Source organism: Pseudomonas syringae group sp. J254-4, from assembly GCF_032586855.1.
Lineage (GTDB): Bacteria > Pseudomonadota > Gammaproteobacteria > Pseudomonadales > Pseudomonadaceae > Aquipseudomonas > Aquipseudomonas amygdali.
In genome coordinates, this window is sequence record NZ_JAWHOO010000002.1 from 221,876 (window position 1) to 228,730 (window position 6,855).

Genomic DNA, 6,855 nt, shown 5'->3' on the forward strand with positions numbered 1-6,855 from the left:
TTACATACGCTCCAGAGTTTCCAGACCCAACAGGTCCAGGCCTTGCTTGAGGGTGCGGCCGGTCAGGGCAGCCAGACGCAGACGGCTTTGCTGCTGATCGGGATTTTCCGCACCAAGGATCGGGCAGTTTTCGTAAAAGCTCGAAAACAGACCCGCAAGGTCATACAGGTAAGCACAAAGTACGTGCGGTGTGCCTTTTTCTGCGACGTTATTCAGTGTTTCAGTGAACTGCGCCAGACGTGCAGCCAGTTCCAGCTCTTGCGACGCGTTCAGGACAATCTGCCCCTTGCTGGCGTCGAACGGCGTGCCCAGCTTGCGGAATACACCGGCCACACGGGTGTAGGCGTAGAGCAGATAAGGCGCGGTATTGCCTTCGAAGCTCAGCATCTGATCGAAGTTGAAGCTGTAATCGCTGGCGCGGTGCTTGGACAGGTCAGCGTATTTCACCGCGCTGATGCCCACGGCCTTGGCGATACTGCGCAGCTCGGCCTCGGCGACTTCCGGGTTCTTTTCCTTCACCAGCGTGTAGGCACGTTCTTCGGCTTCATCGAGCAGGTCGATGAGTTTGACCGTGCCGCCGTCGCGGGTCTTGAACGGGCGGCCATCGGCGCCGTTCATGGTGCCGAAACCCATGTGTTCCAGCTGCATGCCGTCGTGGACGAAACCGGCGCGGCGAGCGACTTCGAACACTTGCTGGAAGTGCAGGGCCTGACGCTGGTCGACGAAATACAGCACGCGGTCGGCCTTGAGCACCTTGCTGCGGTAGCGGATGGCGGCCAGATCGGTGGTGGCGTACAGGTAGCCGCCACCGGCCTTCTGCACGATCACCGGCAGAGGCGTGTCATCGGCGGTGCGGAATTCTTCGAGGAACACACATTGCGCGCCGTTACTCTCGACCAGCAGGCCAGTGGCTTTCAGGTCGTTGACCACATTGGCCAGGTCATCGTTGTAGGCACTTTCGCCCATCACGTCTGCAGGGGTCAGCTTGACGTTGAGGCGTTCGTAGGTTTCCTGGCAGTGCGACAGCGAGATGTCCTTGAAGCGTGTCCACAGGGCCAGACACTCGGCATCGCCTGCCTGCAACTTGACCACCAGGCCACGCGCCCGCTCGGCGAACTCTTCGGATTCATCAAAGCGCTGCTTGGCGGCGCGGTAGAAGTTTTCCAGGTCGGACAGCTCGTCGCTGGTCGCTGGCTTTTCCTGCAGATAGGCCAGCAGCATGCCGAACTGGGTGCCCCAGTCGCCCACATGGTTCTGGCGAATGACTGTGTCGCCCAAAAACGTCAGAACGTTCGCCACGCCGTCGCCAATAATGGTCGAGCGCAAATGGCCAACGTGCATTTCCTTGGCCAGGTTGGGTGCCGAAAGGTCGACCACCACACGCTGCCCGGCACCCGCCTTGCGTACCGACAACTGCGGGTCGGCCAAGGCTGCGTCGAGGCGCGAAGCCAGTGCGGCAGTGTTCTGGAAGAAGTTCAGGAAGCCCGGACCGGCAATTTCGACCTTGCTGACCTGCTCGTCGGCAGGCAGGGCGGCGATCAGTTTTTCAGCCAGATCGCGCGGTTTCATGCCGGCAGGCTTGGCGAGCATCATCGCGATATTGCTGGCGAAATCGCCGTGAGTCTTGTCACGGGCGTTTTCCACCTGGATCGCCGGCGTCAGCCCTTCTGGCAAGACGCCCTCGGTGACGAGACGGGTCAGGGCTTGTTGAATCAGCTGGCGAATGGTGTCTTTCATTGTGCTCTCTTCGACCGCAAGCGCGGTGGCGCTTCGATGCGCGGGTGGAAAAACTCCGCATTATCCGTTGCTCAAGCCTGCTTGCCAACGGCGTGACTTAATAAAGATCCACCGGGTCCACATCCAGCGACCATCTGACCTGTCGTCCGCTGGGCATTTGCTCCAGCGCGAGCAACCAGGTGGCAAGTAATTTGTGCAGTGGCGCGCGTGCGCTGGACTGCACCAGCAGTTGCGCACGATAACGCCCGGCGCGGCGTTCCATTGGTGCCGGAACCGGGCCCAGCAGCTCGATGCCGCCCAGGCCCATTTGCGCAACCAGTTGCTCGGCGTCACTGCAGGCCTGATCGAGAAAGGCTTCGGCCTGCCCCGGCTTGTGTGCTTCGGCGCGCAGCAGGGCGAGGTGCGAAAACGGTGGCAAACCAGCCGAGCGGCGCTCGCTCAAGGCCTGCTCGGCAAAGGCGAAATAACCCTGCTCGGTCAGCTGGATCAGCAGCGGGTGTTCGGCCAGATGAGTCTGGATGATCACCTTGCCCGGCTCTTCGGCGCGGCCGGCACGCCCTGCAACCTGCACGATCAACTGCGCCATGCGCTCGCTGGCTCGGAAGTCACCGGAAAACAGCCCGCCGTCGGCATCCAGAATCGACACCAGCGTTACCCGTGGGAAGTGATGCCCTTTGGCGAGCATTTGCGTACCCACCAAAATGCACGGCTGGCCGCGCTGGATGGTCGCGAATAACTGATTCATGGCGTCCTTGCGCGAGGTGCTGTCGCGATCCACGCGCAGCACGGGGTAGTCCGGAAACAGAATCGCCAGGCGCTCTTCGGCACGTTCGGTGCCCGCGCCGACCGGGCGCAAATCCACCTTGCCGCAGGACGGACACTGGCGCGGTACACGTTCGACATACCCGCAGTGATGGCAGCGCAGCTCGCCCGAGCGCTGGTGCACGGTCATGCGCGCATCACAGCGCTGGCAGCCAGACATCCAGCCGCAGTCGTGGCACAGCAAGGTGGGTGCGAAGCCGCGACGGTTAAGGAAGACCAGCACCTGCTGACCTGCCGCGAGCGTCTGGCCGATGGCCTGTTGCATGGGGCCGGAAATGCCGCTGTCCAGTGGCCTGCTCTTGACGTCCAGGCGCATGAAACGCGGCTGTTGCGCACCGCCTGCGCGCTGGTTCAGGCGTAGCAGGCCGTAGCGTCCGGTGTAGGCGTTGTGCAGGCTTTCCAGCGAAGGCGTGGCCGAGCCGAGGACAATCGGGATGTTTTCCTGACGGGCTCGCACCAGTGCCAGGTCGCGGGCGTGGTAGCGCAGACCTTCCTGCTGTTTATAGGAGCCGTCGTGTTCTTCGTCGATGATGATCAGGCCGGGGTTCTTCATCGGCGTGAACAGTGCCGAGCGCGTGCCGATAATAATGTCGGCTTCGCCATCGCGAGCCGCCAGCCAGGCATCCAGTCGTTCGCGGTCGTTGACTGCCGAATGCAGCAGCGCGATGCGGGCATTGAAGCGCTGTTCGAAACGCGCCAGGGTTTGTGGTCCCAGGTTGATTTCCGGAATCAGCACCAGCGCCTGTTTGCCGGCCTCAAGCGTTTCGCGGATCAGTTGCAGATAGACTTCAGTCTTGCCGCTGCCGGTGACGCCAGCCAGCAAAAACGCATGAAAACTGTCGAACCCGGCACGGATCGCTTCGTAAGCAGCGCGCTGCTCGGTGTTGAGCGGCAGTTCAGGCTGGGCCAGCCAGTGTTCATGGCGTGCGCTGGGTGCGTGGCTGCGAACCTCGACATACACCAGCTCCTTGGCCAGCAGCAGGTTGAGGCTGTCTTTATTAAGCATCAGCTTGCTCAGCAACTGATGCGCCACGCCATGCGGATGCTGGGCGAGGGTGGTCAGCGCTTCGCGTTGCTTGGGCGCTCGCGCGATGCGCGGGTCGCCGACGCTGGCGCCCGGTGCAACGTGCCAGAAGCGTTCCTGGCGACTTTCGGCCAGTTCGCCCTGACGCAACAGCACCGGCAAGGCCCAGCTCAGCGTGTCGCCCAGGCTGTGCTGATAATACTGCGAGGTCCACAGACACAGCTTGAACAGCGCGGGCGGCAATGGCGCTTCGCTGTCGAGCAGGGCAATGGCCGGTTTGAGCTTGTCGGCAGGCACTTCGCTGTGATCGACCACTTCCACCAGAATGCCGATCATTTCCCGTCGCCCGAACGGCACCCGCAGACGCATGCCCGGCTGCAAGGCGCTGCGCGACACGCCCGCAGGAGCGCGGTAGTCGAACAGGCGGCGAAGCGGCGAGGGCAGGGCAAGGCGCAGGATGGCGTCGGGCACGCGGTGTTTCCCTGTGATGATGAGTGATGACGGAGGCGCGATCTTAGCAGACGACCGGTGTGAAGGTTCGCTTGCGTCGTTGCAATTGTCTGGTACTATCCGCAGCCTATTTCCGTGCGGTATTCAACAATAGTGTTGGATGGCGGCGCGTTAGACCGAGGAAGTACCGATGAAAGCTGATATCCATCCAGTTTACGAAGCCATTGACGCGACCTGCAGCTGCGGCAATGTCATCAAGACCCGTTCCACCCTGGCCGCTCCGCTGAGCCTGGACGTGTGCAACGAGTGCCACCCGTTCTACACCGGCAAGCAGAAGACGCTTGACGTTGGCGGCCGTGTCGACAAGTTCAAATCCCGTTTCGGTGCGTTCGGCGCTACCAAAGCGAAGTAAGACTGGCTGCCCCATGGGCATCTCCAGGCTGCTTGAAAAGGCGCTCCTTGTGGGCGTCTTTTTTATGCCCGCGATTTGGGTGTCCGGCGCGCAGGCCTTCTGCCCGACACCTGCCTCGTTGCCGGTTGCGCAGGTGCAGCGCGTGGTCGATGGCGACACGCTGCGCCTGAGCGATGGCCGCAGCGTGCGGATGATCGGGCTCAACACGCCTGAAACCGGCAAGAAAGGCCAGTCTGCCGAGCCGTTTGCCGAGGTTGCGAAAAGACGCTTGCAGGCGCTGGTGGATGAAAGCGGCGGTCAGGTCGGTTTGCGTGTCGGCCAGCAGGGCAAGGACCATTACGGTCGGACTCTGGCCAACGTTTACGATCGCAAGGGTGCAAACCTTGAGGCGCAGTTGCTCAGCGAAGGGTTGGGGTATCTGGTGGCCGTTGCGCCCAACGTTGCGCTGGTCGATTGCCAGCAAGTTGCCGAACGTGCAGCGCGGCAGGCGCAATTGGGTGTGTGGCGCGACTCGCCGGTTCAGCCCTCGACCAGGCTGAGCAAAAGCGGCTTTGCGATAGTGTCCGGTCAGGTCAAAAGCGTGCAGCGCAATCGCGGCGGTATCTGGATCGAGTTGCCAGGCTCGCTGGTCCTGCGCGTTGCCCCGGCTAACGTGAACTCATTCGACACGGCCATGCTGGAACGCCTCAAGGGCCAGCAAGTCGAGGCGCGCGGCTGGGTGGTCGATCGGTCCCGGCGCGGTGCTCTGAAATCAGGGCAGGCACGCTGGCTGCTGCCACTGACCCACCCTGCGATGCTGAGCCCTTCAGGTCGCTAGAAACTGCCTTCTGGCCAGTTGTCTGGCGATGGGTGACCGTGTGTTCACGTTTCAGGTATCTAAGCGTAAAGTCTAATCCTGTGCCTATTGACAGCAGTGACTGGTCAGTCTTGTTAGGACTATGCATCTTGCGTATCCTCGGCGGTCCGTCTGTCCCACAGTAAAAAAAGCGGAATCCAATACATGTCAGATTTGAAAACTGCCGCGCTCGAATACCATGCCAATCCTCGTCCGGGGAAGCTGAGCGTCGAACTCACCAAGCCGACTGCAACCGCTCGTGACCTGGCTCTGGCCTACAGCCCTGGCGTTGCTGAACCCGTGCGTGAAATTGCCCGTGACCCCGAGCTGGCTTACAAGTACACCGGCAAAGGCAACCTGGTAGCAGTTATTTCCGATGGCACCGCGATTCTCGGCCTCGGCGATCTGGGCCCATTGGCCTCCAAACCGGTCATGGAAGGTAAAGGGGTTCTGTTCAAGCGCTTCGCCGGTATCGACGTTTTCGATATCGAAGTCGATTCCGAAAGCCCGCAAGCGTTCATCGACACCGTAAAGCGTATCTCCATCACCTTCGGTGGCATCAACCTGGAAGACATCAAGGCGCCTGAGTGCTTTGAAATCGAGAAAGCGCTGATCGAACAGTGCGACATCCCGGTTTTCCACGATGACCAGCACGGCACCGCTATCGTGACTGCTGCCGGTATGATCAACGCATTGGAAATTGTCGGTAAAACCCTCGATTCCGCGAAGATCGTCTGCCTGGGCGCTGGCGCTGCAGCCATCTCCTGCATGAAGCTGCTGGTGAGCATGGGCGCGAAGATCGAAAACATCTTCATGGTTGACCGTACCGGTGTCATTCACTCTGGCCGTACCGACCTGAACCAGTACAAGGCTGTGTTCGCTCACGCGACCGAGAAGCGCTCGCTGACCGACGCACTGGATGGTGCTGACGTGTTCGTGGGCCTGTCAGGTCCTAACCTGCTGAGCGCTGAAAACCTCAAGCTGATGGCCAAGGACCCGATCGTGTTCGCCTGCTCGAACCCGGACCCGGAAATCTCCCCGGAGCTGGCTCACGCCACCCGTAGCGATGTGATCATGGCGACCGGCCGTTCGGACTACCCGAACCAGGTCAACAACGTTTTGGGCTTCCCTTTCATCTTCCGTGGTGCTCTGGACGTTCGCGCCAAGCGTATCAACGAAGAAATGAAGATCGCTGCAGCCAACGCCCTGCGCGAACTGGCCAAACTGCCTGTTCCTCAGGAAGTCAGCGATGCCTACGGCGGTATCAAACTGGAATTCGGTCGTGAGTACATCATCCCGAAACCAATGGACACCCGCCTGCTGGGCCTGATCGCCGACGCAGTTGCCAAGGCAGCCATCGAGAGCGGTGTTGCCACCCTGCCGTATCCGAAGCACTACCCGCTGACCAGCGTGGATGATGTGTTCAAGGGCTGATCCTTGACGCAATAAAAAACCCCTGCAGCGATGCAGGGGTTTTTTTATGCCTGGAATTGAGATCATCGTTCCTCACGCTCCAGCGTGGGCATGCCTTGGGTGACGCTCTGCGTCACAAATCTGCGCGGCACCGCTGAATCA

General features: G+C 60.9%; 5 protein-coding genes. 3 read left to right on the forward strand and 2 right to left on the reverse strand.

Going from position 1 to position 6,855, the window contains the following annotated elements; genetic code table 11:
• Positions 1–1,737 carry an arginine--tRNA ligase gene (argS, locus tag RYB09_RS04215; protein ID WP_316887576.1) on the reverse strand — a complete coding sequence of 579 codons (1,737 nt, stop codon included), beginning with the start codon at positions 1,735–1,737 and terminating at the stop codon, positions 1–3.
• A gap of 97 nt (positions 1,738–1,834) precedes the next feature.
• The gene (locus tag RYB09_RS04220) at positions 1,835–4,054 is read right to left on the reverse strand and encodes a primosomal protein N' (protein WP_316887577.1); all 2,220 of its coding nucleotides are present in this window, start codon (positions 4,052–4,054) and stop codon (positions 1,835–1,837) included.
• 169 nt (positions 4,055–4,223) lie between these two features.
• Here RYB09_RS04220 and rpmE point away from each other — a divergent pair, with 169 nt between their 5' ends.
• The 3 genes from rpmE to RYB09_RS04235 all read left to right on the forward strand — a co-directional run bounded on the left by rpmE (position 4,224) and on the right by RYB09_RS04235 (position 6,714).
• A complete protein-coding gene (rpmE, locus tag RYB09_RS04225; RefSeq protein ID WP_002551648.1) occupies positions 4,224–4,445 on the forward strand; it encodes a 50S ribosomal protein L31 in 222 nt (73 codons plus the stop codon).
• A gap of 13 nt (positions 4,446–4,458) precedes the next feature.
• The gene (locus RYB09_RS04230; RefSeq protein WP_058402825.1) at positions 4,459–5,262 is read left to right on the forward strand and encodes a thermonuclease family protein; all 804 of its coding nucleotides are present in this window, start codon (positions 4,459–4,461) and stop codon (positions 5,260–5,262) included.
• Between the two features lie 183 nt (positions 5,263–5,445).
• Positions 5,446–6,714 (forward strand): malic enzyme-like NAD(P)-binding protein, encoded by a 1,269-nt coding sequence (locus RYB09_RS04235; protein ID WP_002551650.1) that lies wholly within the window; start codon positions 5,446–5,448, stop codon positions 6,712–6,714.
• The last annotated feature ends 141 nt before the right edge of the window (positions 6,715–6,855 follow it).

Bases quoted from the DNA above. Each gene is read 5' to 3' on its own strand.
- rpmE (WP_002551648.1), top strand. From the start codon at position 4,224: ATGAAAGCTGATATCCATCCAGTTTACGAAGCCATTGACGCGACCTGC.
- RYB09_RS04235 (WP_002551650.1), top strand. From the start codon at position 5,446: ATGTCAGATTTGAAAACTGCCGCGCTCGAATACCATGCCAATCCTCGT.
- argS (WP_316887576.1), bottom strand. From the start codon at position 1,737: ATGAAAGACACCATTCGCCAGCTGATTCAACAAGCCCTGACCCGTCTC.
- RYB09_RS04230 (WP_058402825.1), top strand. From the start codon at position 4,459: ATGGGCATCTCCAGGCTGCTTGAAAAGGCGCTCCTTGTGGGCGTCTTT.